Origin of the sequence: Streptomyces xanthophaeus (genome assembly GCF_030440515.1) — a bacterium.
Classification (GTDB): domain Bacteria; phylum Actinomycetota; class Actinomycetes; order Streptomycetales; family Streptomycetaceae; genus Streptomyces; species Streptomyces kutzneri.
Genome location: NZ_CP076543.1, coordinates 3,302,865 through 3,318,406, shown reverse-complemented (window position 1 = coordinate 3,318,406; position 15,542 = coordinate 3,302,865). Strand labels below are relative to the sequence as shown.

The following is a 15,542-nucleotide window of genomic DNA, read 5'->3' as shown; positions in this document are numbered from 1 at the left end:
GCTAGAAGCGGCGCGTGATCAGTGCGCGCTTGACTTCCTGGATCGCCTTCGTGACCTCGATGCCACGCGGGCACGCGTCGGTGCAGTTGAAGGTCGTGCGGCAGCGCCACACGCCGTCCTTGTCGTTCAGGATCTCCAGCCGCTGCTCGCCGGCCTCGTCACGCGAGTCGAAGATGAAGCGGTGCGCGTTGACGATCGCCGCCGGGCCGAAGTACTGGCCGTCGTTCCAGAACACCGGGCACGAGGACGTGCACGCGGCGCACAGGATGCACTTGGTGGTGTCGTCGAAGCGCTCGCGGTCCTCGGCGGACTGCAGACGCTCGCGCGTCGGCTCGTTGCCCTTGGTGACCAGGAACGGCATGACGTCGCGGTACGCCTGGAAGAAGGGCTCCATGTCGACGACAAGGTCCTTCATCACCGTGAGGCCCTTGATGGCCTCGACGGTGATCGGCTTCTCCGGGTTGATGTCCTTGATCAGCGTCTTGCAGGCGAGCCTGTTCTTGCCGTTGATCCGCATCGCGTCGGAGCCGCAGATGCCGTGCGCGCACGAGCGGCGGAAGGTCAGCGTGCCGTCGAGGTCCCACTTGATCTTGTGGAGACCGTCGAGCACGCGCTCCTTCGGGTCGATCTCGACCTGGAAATCCTGCCAGGTCGACTCCTCGGAGATCTCCGGGTTGAAGCGGCGGATCCGGAAGGTGACCGTGATGAACGGCGAGGCGGCGGCCGCCGCCTCCATCTTGTCCAGGGTGGGGGTGGCCATCAGTACTTACGCTCCATCGGCTGGTAGCGGGTGACGACGACGGGCTTGTAGTCCAGCCGGACGGAGTCCTTGCCGTCGTCGCCGACCTCGCGGTACGCCATGGTGTGGCGCATGAAGTTGACGTCGTCGCGGTTCGGGTAGTCCTCGCGGTAGTGACCGCCGCGGGACTCCTTGCGCGCCAGCGCGGACACGGCCATGACCTCGGCCAGGTCGAGCAGGTTGCCCAGCTCGATGGCCTCCAGCAGGTCCGTGTTGAAGCGCTTGCCCTTGTCCTGGACGGACACGTTCTTGTAGCGCTCGCGCAGCTCTGCGATCTTCTCGACCGCGGTCTTGATGGTCTGCTCCGTACGGAACACCATCACGCACGCGTCCATCGTCTCCTGGAGCTCCAGACGCAGGTCGGCGACCCGCTCGTTGCCCGTGGAGTTGCGCAGGTGCTCGACGAGGTCGACGACCTGCTGCGCCGGGTTCTCCGGGAGCTCGACGTAGTCGTTCTCCTGGGAGTACCTGGCCGCGGCGATGCCGGAGCGCTTGCCGAAGACGTTGATGTCCAGCAGCGAGTTGGTGCCGAGGCGGTTCGCGCCGTGCACCGACACGCACGCGACCTCGCCGGCCGCGTACAGGCCCGGGACGACGGTGGTGTTGTCGCTGAGGACCTCACCCTCGACGTTGGTCGGGATGCCGCCCATGGCGTAGTGCGCGGTGGGCTGGATCGGGATCGGGTCCGTGTACGGCTCGATGCCCAGGTAGGTGCGCGCGAACTCGGTGATGTCCGGGAGCTTCGCGTCGAGCTGCTCCGGCGGCAGGTGCGTCAGGTCCAGGTACACGTGGTCACCGGCGGGACCGCAGCCGCGGCCCTCACGGATCTCGGTGTAGATGGAGCGCGAGACGACGTCACGGGACGCGAGGTCCTTCATGACCGGCGCGTACTTCTCCATGAAGCGCTCGCCGTCCTTGTTGCGGAGGATGCCGCCCTCACCGCGGGCGCCCTCCGTCAGCAGGATGCCCATGCGCCAGATGCCCGTCGGGTGGAACTGGAAGAACTCCATGTCCTCCAGCGGCAGGCCGCGGCGGTAGCAGGCCGCCTGGCCGTCACCCGTGAGGGTGTGCGCGTTGGAGGTCACCTTGAAGAACTTGCCGGTGCCGCCGGAGGCGTAGATGACGGCCTTGGCCTGGAACACGTGGATCTCGCCGGTGGCGAGCTCGTACGCGACCACACCGGCCGACTTCTTGACGCCGTCCTCCTCGACCAGGAGCTGGTCCAGGACGTAGAACTCGTTGAAGAACTCCACGCCCTCCTTGACGCAGTTCTGGTACAGCGTCTGGAGGATCATGTGACCGGTGCGGTCCGCGGCGTAGCAGGACCGGCGGACCGGGGCCTCGCCGTGGTTGCGCGAGTGACCGCCGAAGCGGCGCTGGTCGATGGTGCCGTCCGGGGTGCGGTTGAACGGCAGGCCCATCTTCTCCAGGTCGAGGACCGCGTCGATGGCCTCCTTCGCCAGGATCTCGGCGGCGTCCTGGTCGACCAGGTAGTCACCGCCCTTGACCGTGTCGAAGGTGTGCCACTCCCAGTTGTCCTCTTCCACGTTGGCCAGCGCGGCGGCCATGCCGCCCTGCGCGGCGCCCGTGTGGGAGCGGGTCGGGTAGAGCTTCGTCAGCACCGCGGTGCGGCTGCGCTTCGTCGACTCGATGGCGGCGCGCATGCCCGCGCCGCCCGCGCCGACGATGACGGTGTCGTACTTGTGGATCTTCATTGGTTTCGCCTCAGCCCCGTTGCCTAGCGGATGTTCGGGTCGAAGGTGAAGATCACCAGCGTGCCCAGAAGGATGGTGAACACCGTGGCGGTGTAGAGCAGGCCCTTCAGCCACAGCCGCGTGTTGGCACGCTCCGCGTAGTCGTTGATGACGGTACGCAGACCGTTGGCGCCGTGCAGCATGGCCAGCCACAGCATCAGCAGGTCCCAGACCTGCCAGAACGGGGACGCCCAGCGGCCGGCCACGAAGGCGAAGCCGATCTTGGACACGCCGCCGTCGAGCACCAGCTGGATCAGCAGGTGGCCGATGACCAGGACGACGAGCACGATGCCCGAGAGGCGCATGAAGAGCCACGCGACCATCTCGAAGTTCCCGCGGGTCGAGCGCGGGGTCTTGCCGGTCCGCTTGCGCGGGGCCTCGATGTACGGCGCCGGGTTGTCGACGTCGTAGAGGGACACGCCCTCCACGTCACCGACGCCCTTTTCGAAAGAAGTGTCAGAAGACATGCGTGTCACTTCCCGAACAGTTCAAGGTAGGCGTGGCCCAGGACGGGGTACAGAGCCCCGCCCATCAGCACGATCCAGGTGACCACGACGGTCCAGAGCATCTGCTTCTGGTAGCGCGGGCCCTTGGACCAGAAGTCCACGGCGATGACACGGAGACCGTTGAGCGCGTGGAAGAGGATGGCGGCGACGAGGCCGTACTCCAGCAGCGCGACGATCGGAGTCTTGTAGGTAGCCACGACATCGTCGTACGCCTCGGGGGAGACGCGAACGAGAGCGGTGTCGAGGACGTGTACGAACAGGAAGAAGAAAATGAGGACGCCGGTGACTCGATGAGCCACCCAGGACCACATTCCTTCCCGGCCGCGGTACAACGTTCCAGCCGGCACGGAAAACCCTCCGGAAGCGGGGCGGGGGCCAGCCGGCTTCTTTGTCGGTCGGGCCCGGCCGGGTACGGTCCTCCGGCCCCGGACATCGTAGCGACGCTTTGTCGGTTCCCTTGCGCGGGGGCCATCGGTGTGATCAAACAGGCACGTACGGGCTATCCCACAGGGGCGAATAGCCCGATTTCCGTGGCAGTCAGCCCATCCGGCGAGGTCAGCCAGCGTGTCAGATCCCGGAGCCGGGACTGTGCGACACGGCGCAGCTCGTCCGCGGAGATCGAGCGCTCCTCGTCGACCTCGTGGCCCATCCGCCGGCGGATCGCGCCCAGCAGCTGGTCGGCCTGCTCCTCCGGAGGGTGTCCGTCGAGGCAGATCACGAAGGCGTGGCCGAACTTCCGTTCGTACTCCGCGTGGGCCGCGTCGAGGGCCAGCAGTGCGGCGTACGGAGCCCCGTGGTCCAGCTCCGCCGAGCACTCCGCGGCCAGCGCCTCGGTCAGATCGCCCTGCGAGAGGTCGTACGAGGCCTCGTCGGCGGCGGCGATGAGGGACCCGGTATCCGGGTAGGGGCGGTGGGCCGCCACCCGGTGCGCCCAGCGTCGGCTTCCGCAGCAGTGCAGCAGGACGGCCCGGGCGGCTTCGGGGGACAGGGCGTTGAAACGGGCCAGTCCGAAGCCGTGGGAAGGGCCGGGACCTCCCCCGGTTCCGGTCCGGGAGGTGCGCCCTGGGGCCTGTGCCGGAAGGTGGCTGGACAGCAGGGGGCTCCTCGGGGCGCGGCGGGGGTGTACCGCCACGCTATCGACGCAGGGCAGGGTGTGTCGTACCGATTCGGGGATTTCACCCGGAAGTGAGCCGAAAGGATGACGTGAGCGCCACGGGCAGGCATGGTGAGGGCCCCGGGAAGGGGAGGGCGACCGAGGCCGCCACCCCCCACAGGAGAGGCCCCGGCCGCCATCCGTCACGGGCTCGTGCGACAAGCCCGTACCCATGTCAGCGCCTCGGGTGCGTTTTGTGTCACACCTCGCTCCGCACAGGATTGGTTGCGCGTTGTATCACTCGTGGACGAGAGGTGCTTGAAAGCCGTAACGTGCTGATTTGCGCCACACGTACAGGACAGTGAACGGGTTGGGGACTTTGCTGGGGGACGACGCGGAGCTGACCGCCGCGGTGCTCGCGGCACAGGACGGCGACGAGAACGCGTTCCGTGCTGTGTACCGCGCCGTGCACCCACGGCTGCTGGGATACGTACGCACGCTCGTCGGGGACGGCGACGCCGAGGACGTGACTTCGGAGGCCTGGCTGCAGATCGCCCGCGACCTCGACTCCTTCACCGGCGACGCCGACCGCTTCCGCGGCTGGGCGGCCCGCATCGCCCGCAACCGTGCCCTCGACCACATCCGCATGCGCGGCCGCCGCCCCGCCATCGGCGGCGACGACACCGAGCTGACGAGCTGGGCCGCCGAGTGCGACACCGCCGGCGCGGCCATGGAGTCCCTCTCCACCGGGCGGACCATGGCGCTCATCGCGCAGCTTCCGCAGGACCAGGCCGAGGCCGTCGTCCTGCGCGTCGTGGTCGGGCTGGACGCCAAGAGCGCGGCCGAGACCCTGGGCAAGCGGCCCGGCGCCGTACGGACCGCGGCCCACCGGGGCCTGAAGAAGCTGGCCGAGCTGCTCGGCCCGGAGGGCGGCTCCGAGCCGGACCCGGACACCGGCTCCGATGCGGGCCCGGCGGTCGGCCATAATGCCCGTGGCCAGGCATGGGGCGGCGGGGGCGGGAGGGATCTCGACGCCGTACCCGCGCAGCGTGGCCGGAGCGGGGGCTTCGCAGAACAAACCGGTGTGACGGATTCACGTTGGCGGACGCAGAAGGACATGTGATGGCCGACGAGCGCAACAGGTGGCTGGACGAAGCCGCTGCGGAAAAACTGCTGCGCGGCGAACCGGTGGAACCTGTGGGACCGGCCGCCGATCAGCGTGCCCGCGACGAGGCCGCCCGGCTGCGTGCCGCCCTGGACGCCCTGGGTGGCGTGAACGGATCGCTGCACGCGGGCACGGAACTGCCCGGTGAAGCCGCGGCGATGGCTGCCTTCCGTACGGCGCGCGGTGGCGCGCGCCCTTCCGCGGCGCCTCCTGTGGCGGCCGCGTTCGCCGAACCCCTGATCGACCTCGGCCGCGTCGTCCCCGCGCCCGCCCCCCGGCGCCGCCGGGCCGTGAGCTTCGGTCTGGCGGCGGCCCTGGCCAGTGTCGCCGTCGGCGGACTGGCCGCCGCGGCGGGCGCCGGACTGCTGGAGCGGTCCCGGCACGACAGCGCGGGACCCGGTCCTGCGATGTCCGTGAGCGCCGGCGAGGACCCGGCCCCGGGCATCGGCAGCGGAGCTCCGAGCGCCGGTCCGAAGCCGACGCCCACCCCGCTGCCGAGTGGCTCGAATGCGACGGCCGCCACGGGTACGGCGCAGCCGCCCGGTACGGACGGACGTGCCGCGACACCCGGGACCGGCGCGGGCGCCGGCACCTCCTCGGGTTCGTCGGCGACGGCAGGCCCGGGCAAGGACCTCCAGGGCGGCACGGGAGCCACGGGCGGCATCGGCGGCAAGGACGGCGACCGGGACACCTTCGGCGGCGGCGACACGGGCGGCAAGGACCGCGACCGCGACGGCGAGACCCGTCTCAAGGTCGCCGACCTCTGCACGGAGTTCAAGGCGGGCCGGCTCGACGAGGCCCGCCGTGAGCGGCTCTCGCGCCTGGCCAACGGCCTCACCCGGATCCCGGACTACTGCAAGTCGGTCCTCGACGACGGGGGCTCCGGCGGCGGCAAGCGCGACAGCCAGCTGGGCGGGACGCTCAGGGCGCCGACCCTGACGCCGTCGGTTCCGCGGGGTTCGGCCGACGTGCGCACCGGCCGCTGACACATGTGCTGACCTGCCTGTAACACTTTTCGAACCGGCGGCGCAGTACATATCGAGCCGACTGGTCATCGGCCGCGCATGAGCCGGGGTTCCCCCCGTACCCCTGGGCTCTGCGCAACCGGCGCGGGCGGGGCACGTTCCCCCGGCCCTGCCCGCGCCCATTACTTCGGACCGCTGTCGGACCTCTGGAGAGCGCCGTGCCGGTCAGGCCGGGCTCGGCCGACAAGACACCTCCTGGCCCCGGGCACGAGGCTTCGCGGGACCGGACACCGGTCCCGCCCCCGGCCCCCGGCGGCATCACCAGTAGACGACGACCTTGTCGCCGACCTGCACCGCGTCGAACAGCGCCGAGAGCTTGCCCTTGTCCCGGACGTTCACGCAGCCGTGCGAGGCCCCGTTGTAGCCGCGGGCCGCGAAGTCGGCCGAGTAGTGCACCGCCTGGCCGCCACTGAAGAACATCGCGTACGGCATCGGCGTGTGGTAGATCGTCGACGTCCACTCCTTGGCCTTCCAGCCCACGTTGAACACGCCCTCACGGGTCGGGGTGTTCTCGGAGCCGAAGCGCACGTCCATCGTCGAGACGACCTTGCCGTCGATCATCCAGGCGAGGGTGCGGCTCTCCTTGCTGATGCACATGACGCGGCCCTGCATGCAGCGCGGGTCCGGGGCGTCGACCTCGTTGACGGTCGAGGGACGCAGCTCGTCGGCGGTGGGCTTCTTGCTGGCGCCCTCGATCTTCTTCCAGGTGGCCTCGTCGACCGAGCCGGTCGCGTTCAGGCCGTGCTTCGACTGGAAGGTCTTGACCGCGGCGGTCGTCTTGGAGCCGTAGAAGCCGGTCGGCGCGACCGACATCAGCTTGAGCTGGCGCAGCCGGGCCTGGAGCTCGCGCACCTGCTCGTTCTCGTCGCCGTTGGCCATGATCTGCTTCACCGAGGGCGAAGGGGAGGCCGAGGGGGAGCCCGACGCGGAAGCGGAGGCGGAGGCGGACGGCGACGCCGAGGCCTCGCCGGGCTTGTTGTCGGTGGAGGGTGAGGCTTCGGGGGAGGCGCCCGCCGTGGGCGAGGACGAAACCGAGGAGGCGGAGGCGGCAGGCTCCGTCTTCTGCGGTCCGCAGGCGGTCGCGGCGAGCGCGACGGCGGTTGCCACCCCGATCGTGCGGATTATGACTCTCTGGCGCTGCATTGCAGTCCCCCCGGTCTCTATGTCGTGTATCTAGGTGATGCTCCGCGTGCGTGGACAGTTGCACTCGGCTCCGGGATGTTGCGCCATTGTGACCGGCAGCCGTCCGCAGCCTTACGGGGCGATGCGCGGCTGGGGGCGCCCCAGCGGCGGCTCAGGTTCTACCGGTCACGGGCCCGCTTGCTCCATGGAGGACTACGTCACATGGCCAACACCGAGAGCGGAATCCCCATCGAACCCGTCTACGGGCCCGGCGACCTGACGGGGTGGGACCCGGCGGACGAGCTCGGGCAGCCGGGCGACTTCCCCTACACAAGGGGGATTTATCCGAACATGTACACCGGTCGGCCGTGGACGATGCGGCAGTACGCGGGCTTCGGCACCGCCGCCGAGTCCAACGCCCGCTACCGGCAGCTCATCGAGGGCGGCGGCACCGGGCTCTCCGTCGCCTTCGACCTGCCGACCCAGATGGGGCACGACTCCGACGCTCCCCTCGCCCGGGGCGAGGTCGGCAAGGTCGGCGTCGCCGTCGACTCGCTCGACGACATGCGGACGCTCTTCGACGGGATCCCCCTCGACCGGGTCTCCACCTCGATGACGATCAACGCGCCCGCCGCGCTGCTCCTGCTGCTCTACCAGCTGGTGGCGGAGGAACAGGGCATCTTGGGCACGCAGCTGACGGGGACGGTCCAGAACGACGTGCTGAAGGAGTACATCGCGCGCGGGACGTACATCTTCCCGCCCGGCCCCTCGCTGCGGCTGACGGCCGACACCTTCCGCTACTGCCGGGCCGAGATCCCCCGGTGGAACACCATCTCCATCTCCGGCTACCACATGGCCGAAGCCGGCGCCTCGCCCGCGCAGGAAGTGGCCTTCACCCTCGCCGACGGCATCGCCTACGTCCGTACCGCCCTGGCGGCGGGCATGGTGGTCGACGAATTCGCGCCCCGGCTCTCCTTCTTCTTCGTCGCCCGCACCACCCTGCTGGAGGAGGTCGCGAAGTTCCGCGCGGCCCGGCGGATCTGGGCCCGCGTCATGCGGGAGACGTTCGGGGCCCGGGATCCGAAGTCGCTCATGCTGCGCTTCCACACCCAGACGGCAGGGGTCCAGCTCACCGCACAGCAGCCGGAACTCAATCTCGTACGGGTGGCCGTGCAGGCCCTGGCCGCCGTCCTCGGCGGCACGCAGTCGCTGCACACCAACTCCTTCGACGAGGCGATCGCGCTCCCGACCGAGAAGTCCGCCCGCCTCGCGCTGCGCACCCAGCAGGTCCTCGCGTACGAGACGGACGTACCGCACACCGTGGACCCCTTCGCCGGGTCGTACGCGGTGGAGCGCATGACGGACGAACTGGAGGCGGCGGCCCTCGCGCTCATGCGCCGGATCGAGGACCAGGGCGGGGCGGTGGCCGCGATCGAGGCCGGGTTCCAGAAGGCCGAGATCGAGCGGAACGCCTACCGCATCGCGCAGGAGACCGAGAACGGGGAGCGGGTGGTGGTCGGGGTCAACCGCTTCACGCTGGAGCGCGAGGAACCCTACGAGCCGCTGCGCGTGGACCCGGCGATCGAGGCACGGCAGTGCGCGGCACTGGCCCGGCTGCGGGCCGAGCGCGACGGGGCGACGGTGACGGCGGCGCTCGCGGCCCTGAAGGAGGCGGCGGCGGGTACGGCGAACGTGCTCTACCCGATGAAGGCGGCGCTGCGCGCCCGGGCCACGGTGGGGGAAGTGTGCGGGGCGCTGCGGGAGGTCTGGGGGACCTACGAGCCCACCGGTTCCACCTGGTGAAACACACTGGCGCGACAGGTGCAACCTTGTGGGACACTCCTGCGCATGCTGGGTGTGACAGATCTTCCGACTTATCTCGCCGGCCTGGTGCTGATCATTCTGCTGCCGGGACCGAACTCCCTCTACGTGCTCTCCGTGGCCGCCCGCCGCGGGGTGCGCACCGGGTACAAGGCCGCCGCCGGGGTGTTCACCGGCGACGCCGTGCTCATGCTGCTGACCGCCGTGGGCGCCGGCGCGCTGCTGCGGGCGAGCCCGCTGGTGTTCACCGTGGTGAAGTTCCTCGGAGCCGGCTACCTGGCGTGGCTGGCCGTGGGGATGATGCGGGGCGCCTGGGCGCTGTGGCGCACGCGCGCGGAGCGGGCCGAGGCGGAGGCCGCCGTCCCCGCCGACCCGGCCGAGAACGAGCGGCCCTACCGGCGGGCGCTGCTGATCAGCCTCCTGAACCCGAAGGCCATCCTCTTCCTGATGTCCTTCTTCGTGCAGTTCGTGGACCCGTCCTACGCCTACCCGGCGCTGTCCTTCCTGCTCCTGGGCGGTCTGCTGCAGACGGGCAGCTTCCTGTACCTGACGATGCTGATCTTCGGAGGGACCCGCCTGTCGGCGGCCTTCCGGCGTCGCAAGCGGCTGTCGGCCGGGGCCACCTCGGCGGCGGGCGTGCTCTTCCTCGGCTTCGCGGCCAAGCTCGCCGTCAGCTGAGGCCCCTCAGCTGACGACGCGGCGCAGCCATCCCATCCGCCGCACGGCCCGGCGCACCGCCCGGCTGCGCGGCAGGAACGACAGCTGCGCCGGGATGCCGCCCGGCAGGCCGAGCGCGGTCAGCCGGCGGCGCGTGAAGTACCGCCAGGTGTGCCGGGTCAGCCGCTTGGCCAGGTAGGCCTCGGCCGCCGGGCGCCGCGCGGCCAGGATCTGCGGCTGCATGGTGAACCCGACTGCGGTGAGCAGCGCGGCCGGTTCCGCCCGGACCTGCTCGGGGGTCGGGGGCGTCCAGGTGCGGACCGCCTCGGCGTCGGCGAGGTCCGGAAGCAGGGCGTCCACCAGGGCCAGCGGGACCCGGTTGCTGTTCGGGTACGGGGTCAGCGCGGCCAGCACCGCGTCGGTGCCGGTCCGGGCCACCGGGAGCCCGTACAGCGTGGCGGCGGTCAGCAGCCCGGTGGAGAAGCAGCCCACGACCAGCGCGGGGCGCAGCCGCTGGTAGAGGGTCTCGGCCAGGACCGGGGCGGCGATCACGGTCAGCCGGGCGCCCAGCCGCCCGGCCTCCTCCTCGGCCCGGCGCCAGTACGCGGCCGGAGCGCCCGGGTGCGGTTTGAAGACCAGCTCGCGGTGGCCCAGGGCGTACGCACCCCGGACCATCGACACGTGCAGCTCCTCCTCCTCGGCCAGGGTCATCAGGTCGAGCGCGGAAAGGTACTGGCCCAGCAGCAGGGCCGGGGGCCCGGCGGGCCCGGCCACCGCGTCCGGGGTGGCGTCGGCGAGCTCGGCGAGGACCTTCAGGAACGGCTCCGTCGGCACCAGTTCCACCCGCACCCCGAACTCCGACAGCAGCAGGGGCTCCAGCCCCGGCACCAGGTCCAGGTGGAGCACCCGCCGTACCCGCATCCCGAGCTGCGGGTCGAGGCGGAAGCGGGTGGGCCCGTAGCTCATGAGCCCGTCGGCGTACACGTCGACGGCCGCGCCCGGGAAGAGCCGGCACAGGCTCTGGGCCGGCGGGACCTGGAGGGACTCCACGATCAGCTCGACCCGGTCCTCGCCCAGGTTCCACAGCGTGCGCAGCTGCCGCTCCCAGATCGGGACGTCCTCCGCGCGCGGGGCCCAGGTGCTCGGGTGCTGCGGTTCGATGACGCGGTTCCAGTCGAGGACCTCGTCGAAGCGGGGGCGCAGGGCGGCGAAGCCCGGCATGTCCGTGACCCCCGGGGTGACCTCGGCGGTGACGGCGTGGTTGCTGGTCAGCAGGATGCGGCGGCCGGCGGGCGGGAAGGAGCCCGCGTCGATGCCCGCCGCGAGCGTGGCCGCACCGTAGAGGGTGGAGGCCAGGAAGATCTGGGTGGGCATCAGGCACTCGCTCCCGAGGGGGCGGCGCGGCGGCCGGTGCGCAGGCGGCGCAGCACGGTGGAGCGTTCGGCGTCCATCGAGTCCAGGACCTGGTCCAGTACGTCCTGCGGCATGCGGCCGAGCGCGGCCGCGCTCATGAGGCGGAGTTTCTTGGCCACGTCCGGCTCGAACCTTTCGATGGACCCGAAATGGTGGGCGATAATTGCACAATAGGTTCGGACGGCTTTCGGGAGCAGTCGATCGCATTCCCGGTCGGCGATGACCTCCGCGAGCACTTGATCGAATGCGCGAATGAAATCGAGCTGCCGTTCGTCCCCCACCTGCGTCAACGAGGTGGAAATACCGCGCCGGTAGAAGATGCCGGGCAGCCCGACCGCGGCGAACGACTCCGCCTCGCGGTGCAGCCGCCAGATCCACGGCCGGTCCTCCGCGGTCCGCAGCCCGTCGGTGAAGTGCAGCACCCCGCGGTCCAGCAGCCGCCGGTGGTACATCCCGGCCCAGGCGTACGGATAGTCCACCGAGGTGGCCCGGTCGGCGGGCAGGATCGCGCTGCGCGGCGCGGCGACCACCGACTGCGGGCCGAAGGGGACGCGCTGCACGCTCCGCGTCCGGCCCGTGCACCGCACATGGTCGGTACGGACGAAATCGCAGTTCAGGTCCTCTATGGCGGCCAGGGTCCGGGCCAGGTGGCCCGGCGCCAGCCAGTCGTCCCCGTCCAGGAAGGTCAGGTACTCGCCACGGGCCGCGTTCAGACCGGTGTTGCGCGCGGTGGCCAGGCCCCCGTTGCGCTCGTGTCTGAGGTGCACCGCCCCCGGCAGCTCGCGCGCCGCCCGTTCCAGCAGGCCGGGCGTCCCGTCCGTCGAGCAGTCGTCGACGAGCAGGAACTCGAAATCCTCCCGGGCGTTGAGTTCGAGACTCTTCAGGGCGTCCGGTGCGTATGTCTGCACGTTGTAGAACGGCACGACAACAGAGAGCTTGGGCACCTGCGAGACATTAGGGCGCCGCCCGTCATTCACTGTGGCCCGGATGCGGATTCCATGTGAACGGCGCGGGGCGGGCGAGTTAACCCGTGCGCTTTCGCATTCAGTCGACGCGTTGTTAACCCGCTGTTGTGCGGTCGTTGGGCCGATCACCGAAATTGCGGAATAGCTTCTGCCGCGTGCCAGAACGCAAACGCGTCGCCGTACTCGCCGATTCCGATACGCGATGGAAATGGGGCGCACTCACCGCCCGCCGTCTCGTGCCCGACCACCAGCTCACCGGGTTCCTGCTGCGCGGCCGGGCCACGCCCACCGCCCGCCAGCTCGGCGAGGTGGGGGTGCGGGCCGACCGGCTGACCGAGGTGACCTGCGCCGAGTTCCTCGCCGAGATCGAACGCGAGCGCTACGACGTGGTCGTCCTCGCGCTCGTCGGCGGGGCCGTCCAGGCCGTCCTGCACGGGGCCCGCGCCCTGTGGCCCGCCCCGGCCCGGCGCCCCGTGCTCGTCACCGGCTACGTGGGCGTCGTGTACGAGAAGCTCGCCGACGGGCTGCTGCTGCGCCACGGCGCCGACCTCGTCCTCGCCAACTCCCGCCACGACGCGCAGCGCTTCCGCGCCGTGTACGAGGGTGTCGGCGCGGACGCCGCCGCCGTCACCGAGACCGCGCTGCCCTTCCTGGGCGGGGCGCCGTACGAGCCGGCCGGGAGCCGGGCCCACACGGTGGTCTTCGCCGTCCAGCCCTCCGTGCCCGACAGCCGCGCCGACCGCGCCTACCTGCTGGAACGGGCCGCCGGACACGCCCGGCTGCACCCCGACCGGGAAGTGCTGATCAAGCTGCGCAGCAAGCCCGGCGAGCACACCACGCACCTGGAGGAGCAGCCGTACCAGCGGCTCGCGGAGCGGCTCCCCGGCGGACTGCCCGCCAACTGCCGCCTGGTCTACGGGAACATGGGCGAGGTCCTGGACGGCACCGACCTGCTCGTCACCGTCTCCTCCACGGCCGCCCTGGAATCCCTGCACCGGTCCATCCCGACGGCGATCCTCACCGACCTCGGCATCCGCGAGGCCCTCGGCAACCACCACTTCCTCGGCTCCGGCTGTCTGGCCTCCTGGGACCAGATCGACTCCGGTCTCCTCCCGGCCGGGGATCCGGTCTGGCTGGCGGCGCAGGGCGTCCTGCCCGCGCCGGACGCCGTGCCGGGGACGGGCGCGGACCCCGCGCCGGGCCCGGACGCCTACGCCGTCGCCCGGGCCAAGGTCGCCGGGCTGCTCACCGCGGCCCGGCTGCCCTCGCCCGCCCCGTACTACACGCGCACCACCGCCCCCGGATACCTCCCCGGGATCCTCGCCCGCCACCACCTCGCGCCCGACGGCACCCCGCTGCCCGGCGCGGTGCGCCCGGCCGCGGGGGAGTCCCGGCTGCGCCGCAGGCTCCGCGCCCACCTGCGCGAGGCCGCCCGCGGGGCCTACCGGCACGGCGTGCAGCGCGTGGCCCCGGTGATCCGCAGGCTGGGGGAGCTGTGAGGGTCCTCGCCGTCATCCCGGCCCGCGGCGGCTCCAAGGGAGTCCCGGGCAAGAACCTCGCCGAGGTCGCCGGCACCCCGCTCGTCGCCCGCGCCGTCCTGGCCTGCCGGGCCGCGCCGACCGTCACCGACGTGGTGGTCTCCACCGACTCCGCGGCGATCGCCGCCGCCGCCCGTGCCGCCGGGGCCGACGTCATCGCCCGCCCCACCGCGATCTCCGGCGACACCGCGAGCAGCGAGGCCGCCGTCCTGCACGCGCTCGCCGCCTTCGAGGAACTGCACTCCCTCGCCGTGGACGTGGTCCTCCTCGTCCAGTGCACCAGCCCCTTCCTCGCCACCTCCGACGTCGAGTCGGTCGCCGTGGCCGTCGCCTCCGGGGCGGCCGACTCGGCCCTGACCGTGGCCCCGTTCCACGGATTCCTCTGGCGGGAGGGGGCCGACGGCTCGGCCGCCGGCGTCAACCACGACGCGGCGTACCGCCCCCGGCGCCAGGACCGGCCCCAGGACCTGCTGGAGACGGGCGCCGCCTACGCCATGGACGCCGCGGGCTTCCGCACCGCCCGGCACCGGTTCTTCGGCCGCACCCTCCCCGTCGCCACCGACCCCGCGCGGGTGCTGGAGATCGACGACCCGCACGACCTGGCCCGCGCCCGACTGCTCGCACCCCTGCTCGACCCGCGCCCTGGAGCACACCCCGCACCGCCCGCCCCGGACCGCGACGCGCACCCCGACGCGCACCCCGACGCGCACCCCGACCCGCAGCCCACACCCCGTACACCCCCGCACCGAAGGACGCCTCCTGCCATGACGACCACCCCCGACTCCCACCTGCGTACCTTCGGCTCCCGCACCGCGGGCCCCGGCCGCCCCGTCTACGTCGTCGGCGAGATCGGCATCAACCACAACGGCGACCTCGGCAACGCCTTCGCCCTCATCGACGCCGCCGCCGAAGCCGGCTGCGACGCCGTGAAGTTCCAGAAGCGCACCCCGGAGATCTGCACCCCGCGCGACCAGTGGGACATCGAACGCGACACCCCCTGGGGCCGGATGACCTACATCGACTACCGCCACAAGGTCGAGTTCGGCGAGGACGAGTACCGCGCCATCGACGACCACTGCGCCAAGCGCGGCATCGACTGGTTCGCCTCCCCGTGGGACACCGAGGCCGTCGCCTTCCTGGAGAAGTTCGACGTCCCCGCCCACAAGGTGGCCTCCGCCTCCCTCACCGACGACGAGCTGCTGCGCGCCCTGCGCGCCACCGGCCGCACCGTCGTCCTGTCCACCGGCATGTCCACCCCGCAGCAGATCCGCCACGCGGTGGAGGTGCTCGGCAGCGCCAACATCCTTCTGTGCCACGCGACTTCGACGTACCCGGCCAAGGCCGAGGAGCTCAACCTGCGGGTGATCAACACCCTGCGGGAGGAGTACCCGAACGTCCCGATCGGCTACTCCGGCCACGAGACGGGCCTGCAGACCACCCTCGCCGCCGTCGCCCTCGGCGCCACCTTCGTCGAGCGCCACATCACCCTCGACCGCGCCATGTGGGGCTCCGACCAGGCCGCCTCCGTCGAGCCCGGCGGCCTCACCCGTCTGGTCCGCGACATCCGGACCATCGAGACCGCCCTCGGCGACGGCGTCAAGCGCGTCTACGAGTCCGAGCTCGGCCCCATGAAGAAGCTCCGCCGCGTGCGGGGCGAGCTGGCAGCCGTCTGACCTCGTCCGAC

Annotated in this window: 14 protein-coding genes and 1 pseudogene; 7 read left to right on the top strand and 8 right to left on the bottom strand. The window is 71.3% G+C overall.

From position 1 onward, the window contains the following. Nucleotide 1: 1 nt before the first annotated feature. The 5 genes from KO717_RS14270 to KO717_RS14250 form a co-directional block, all read right to left on the bottom strand. On the bottom strand, nt 2–760 hold the full coding sequence (locus tag KO717_RS14270; protein WP_189733159.1) for a succinate dehydrogenase iron-sulfur subunit: 759 nt from the start codon (nt 758–760) through the stop codon (nt 2–4). Continuing rightward, nucleotides 760–2,514 (bottom strand): succinate dehydrogenase flavoprotein subunit, encoded by a 1,755-nt coding sequence (gene sdhA, locus KO717_RS14265; RefSeq protein ID WP_109784025.1) that lies wholly within the window; start codon nt 2,512–2,514, stop codon nt 760–762. The genes KO717_RS14270 and sdhA overlap by 1 nt, the downstream gene beginning before the upstream one ends. Nucleotides 2,515–2,537: 23 nt before the next feature. Beyond that, complete coding sequence (locus tag KO717_RS14260; RefSeq protein ID WP_030712574.1) at nt 2,538–3,020, bottom strand: succinate dehydrogenase hydrophobic membrane anchor subunit; 483 nt, start codon at nt 3,018–3,020, stop codon at nt 2,538–2,540. 5 nt (nt 3,021–3,025) lie between these two features. After that, nucleotides 3,026–3,406, bottom strand: coding sequence for a succinate dehydrogenase, cytochrome b556 subunit (gene sdhC / locus KO717_RS14255; protein ID WP_301367063.1), 381 nt, complete (start codon nt 3,404–3,406; stop codon nt 3,026–3,028). A 152-nt stretch (nt 3,407–3,558) separates the two neighbouring features. Beyond that, complete coding sequence (locus tag KO717_RS14250) at nt 3,559–4,191, bottom strand: 2-oxo-4-hydroxy-4-carboxy-5-ureidoimidazoline decarboxylase (protein ID WP_301367062.1); 633 nt, start codon at nt 4,189–4,191, stop codon at nt 3,559–3,561. A gap of 340 nt (nt 4,192–4,531) precedes the next feature. Between KO717_RS14250 and KO717_RS14245 the strand changes: the two genes are divergently transcribed. Both KO717_RS14245 and KO717_RS14240 read left to right on the top strand, forming a co-directional pair. After that, entirely contained in the window at nt 4,532–5,275 is a 744-nt protein-coding gene (locus tag KO717_RS14245) for an RNA polymerase sigma factor (protein WP_301374534.1), read from the top strand. Further along, on the top strand, nt 5,275–6,303 hold the full coding sequence (locus KO717_RS14240) for a hypothetical protein (protein WP_301367061.1): 1,029 nt from the start codon (nt 5,275–5,277) through the stop codon (nt 6,301–6,303). The genes KO717_RS14245 and KO717_RS14240 overlap by 1 nt, the downstream gene beginning before the upstream one ends. Before the next feature lie 297 nt (nt 6,304–6,600). On the opposite strand, the gene KO717_RS14235 is transcribed toward KO717_RS14240, so the two are convergent. Next, nucleotides 6,601–7,485 (bottom strand): L,D-transpeptidase family protein, encoded by an 885-nt coding sequence (locus KO717_RS14235; protein ID WP_437184512.1) that lies wholly within the window; start codon nt 7,483–7,485, stop codon nt 6,601–6,603. Nucleotides 7,486–7,686: 201 nt separating this feature from the next. Between KO717_RS14235 and KO717_RS14230 the strand changes: the two genes are divergently transcribed. Continuing rightward, nucleotides 7,687–9,267 (top strand): acyl-CoA mutase large subunit family protein, encoded by a 1,581-nt coding sequence (locus tag KO717_RS14230; RefSeq protein ID WP_301367059.1) that lies wholly within the window; start codon nt 7,687–7,689, stop codon nt 9,265–9,267. 45 nt (nt 9,268–9,312) lie between these two features. Next, on the top strand, nt 9,313–9,963 hold the full coding sequence (gene leuE / locus KO717_RS14225) for a leucine efflux protein LeuE (RefSeq protein ID WP_189733146.1): 651 nt from the start codon (nt 9,313–9,315) through the stop codon (nt 9,961–9,963). 6 nt (nt 9,964–9,969) lie between these two features. Here leuE and KO717_RS14220 read toward each other — a convergent pair whose 3' ends face one another. Together KO717_RS14220 and KO717_RS14215 are read right to left on the bottom strand one after the other, a co-directional pair. Continuing rightward, nucleotides 9,970–11,316 (bottom strand): polysialyltransferase family glycosyltransferase, encoded by a 1,347-nt coding sequence (locus tag KO717_RS14220; protein WP_301367058.1) that lies wholly within the window; start codon nt 11,314–11,316, stop codon nt 9,970–9,972. After that, nucleotides 11,316–12,299, bottom strand: a complete 984-nt coding sequence (locus KO717_RS14215; RefSeq protein ID WP_301367057.1) for a glycosyltransferase family 2 protein — start codon at nt 12,297–12,299, stop codon at nt 11,316–11,318. Before KO717_RS14215 ends, KO717_RS14220 begins: the two co-directional genes overlap by 1 nt. Before the next feature lie 176 nt (nt 12,300–12,475). On the opposite strand from KO717_RS14215, the gene KO717_RS14210 reads away from it, so the two are divergent. The 3 genes and pseudogenes from KO717_RS14210 (at nt 12,476) to KO717_RS14200 (ending at nt 15,531) form a co-directional block, all read left to right on the top strand. Continuing rightward, complete coding sequence (locus KO717_RS14210) at nt 12,476–13,819, top strand: DUF6716 putative glycosyltransferase (protein ID WP_301367056.1); 1,344 nt, start codon at nt 12,476–12,478, stop codon at nt 13,817–13,819. Next, a pseudogene (locus KO717_RS14205) lies at nt 13,816–14,181 on the top strand (cytidylyltransferase domain-containing protein); the annotation flags it as partial. The gene KO717_RS14210 and the pseudogene KO717_RS14205, both read left to right, overlap by 4 nt. Nucleotides 14,182–14,622: 441 nt before the next feature. Further along, nucleotides 14,623–15,531: an N-acetylneuraminate synthase family protein gene (locus KO717_RS14200; RefSeq protein WP_301374533.1), complete on the top strand. Its 909-nt coding sequence runs from the start codon at nt 14,623–14,625 to the stop codon at nt 15,529–15,531. The last annotated feature ends 11 nt before the right edge of the window (nt 15,532–15,542 follow it).

Coding starts and splice junctions, on each gene's coding strand:
- KO717_RS14270 (WP_189733159.1), bottom strand. CDS start 760: ATGGCCACCCCCACCCTGGACAAGATGGAGGCGGCGGCCGCCGCCTCG.
- sdhA (WP_109784025.1), bottom strand. CDS start 2,514: ATGAAGATCCACAAGTACGACACCGTCATCGTCGGCGCGGGCGGCGCG.
- KO717_RS14260 (WP_030712574.1), bottom strand. CDS start 3,020: ATGTCTTCTGACACTTCTTTCGAAAAGGGCGTCGGTGACGTGGAGGGC.
- KO717_RS14240 (WP_301367061.1), top strand. CDS start 5,275: ATGGCCGACGAGCGCAACAGGTGGCTGGACGAAGCCGCTGCGGAAAAA.
- KO717_RS14235 (WP_437184512.1), bottom strand. CDS start 7,485: ATGCAGCGCCAGAGAGTCATAATCCGCACGATCGGGGTGGCAACCGCC.
- KO717_RS14230 (WP_301367059.1), top strand. CDS start 7,687: ATGGCCAACACCGAGAGCGGAATCCCCATCGAACCCGTCTACGGGCCC.
- leuE (WP_189733146.1), top strand. CDS start 9,313: ATGCTGGGTGTGACAGATCTTCCGACTTATCTCGCCGGCCTGGTGCTG.
- KO717_RS14220 (WP_301367058.1), bottom strand. CDS start 11,316: ATGCCCACCCAGATCTTCCTGGCCTCCACCCTCTACGGTGCGGCCACG.
- KO717_RS14200 (WP_301374533.1), top strand. CDS start 14,623: ATGACGACCACCCCCGACTCCCACCTGCGTACCTTCGGCTCCCGCACC.